The sequence below is a fragment of the Streptomyces sp. NPDC050619 genome (assembly GCF_040654815.1).
Lineage (GTDB): Bacteria > Actinomycetota > Actinomycetes > Streptomycetales > Streptomycetaceae > Streptomyces.
Window position 1 is genome coordinate 1 of sequence record NZ_JBFAIR010000166.1, and the last position, 1,171, is coordinate 1,171.

Annotated in this window: 2 protein-coding genes; both read left to right on the forward strand. The window is 70.2% G+C overall.

Going from position 1 to position 1,171, the window contains the following annotated elements; translation table 11 throughout:
- The coding region (locus tag AB0I77_RS53755; protein ID WP_363290362.1) for a hypothetical protein at positions 1-907 on the forward strand (907 nt) is incomplete at its 5' end.
- Positions 908-920: 13 nt separating this feature from the next.
- The coding region (locus tag AB0I77_RS53760) for a DUF4913 domain-containing protein (protein WP_363290364.1) at positions 921-1,171 on the forward strand (251 nt) is incomplete at its 3' end.

Consider the following 1,171-nt stretch of genomic DNA (forward strand, 5'->3'; position numbering starts at 1 on the left):
GGTCCCGTTGAGCTTCCTGGTGCAGGAGCCCAGCGGGAGCTCGGCGGACGCGCTCGCCGCCCTGAACCAGGCCCTCGCCATCCGGAGCCGACTCAGCAGGTACGCCCCCAGCCTCTACTCGGAGAGCCATGCGTTCGGCCTCCACGACGGCTCCGACCTGTACCAGAGGCACGACCGTCAGGTCGCGGCGCGCATCCTGCTGCGTCAGGCTCTGCCCGAGTACCGCCGACGGTCCCGCGTCAACGCGGAAGGGCGCGAGGGGCTGGCCTACTGCCTGCACGACCTGGGCGCCAGCTACCTGAGGTCCCGGTCGACGGTCTACCGGGCGGTTCCCGTGCTCCGGGAGGCGTACGAACTGCGTGTGGAGCTGTCGGCCGGCGACGCGAGACATGAGGCGGGACTGGCCGACACTTGTGCGGAATTGTGCCGTGCGTTGCTGCAGACGAGCAGCTACCGCGACGCCGTCCGCATCGCGGAGCACGAGGTGCCCCTTCGGCGCCGACTGCTCGGCACGGACCGGGAAGAGCAGGTGCGCTACCTCTGCTTCGCTCTCCTGCGACTGGCCGACGGGCGGGCGATGGCAGGGGAGACGGCCGCGGCCTGGCGCACCGCGCTCGAGGCGGAGGAGCTCTGCCGGACGCTGACCGGGCGCCCCGGCGAAGCGCCGGACCGGAGCGCCTACCTCCTCTCCCGACTGGCCGGAACGCTGAGCCTGAGTGCTCGGCACGATGTGCGCCGGGGCGCCCGAGCGGTGGGGCCCGCGCGCCGGGCCGTCCGCCTCTATCAGGACGTGGTGGACCGGGATCCGAGCAGGCAGGCCAACCTGAGATGGGCTGTCACCAGGCTCGCGATGGTTCTGGACCGCATCGGCCACCACGCCGAGGCCGATGACTTACGACTGCGATGAGGAGCATGACGCCATGACATCACCACTCCACGAGGAGGAGCGGGACGAGTCGGTGGAGGACATCCGACGGGACGAGGAGAGCGCCGCCCGCCCGTCGGAATTGTTCTATCCGAATGTCGCCGAATTCGTCGAGGACCGGTTCATCTATTTCGTCCCGAGTCCCACTCCCCAATCCGGGCGAGTGTGGTGCACGGAGTGGTACCGCCACGCCGAGGCGCTCTCTCGGCTGGACTCCGTATGGCGGGCCTGGGAGGCGTTGCGCTG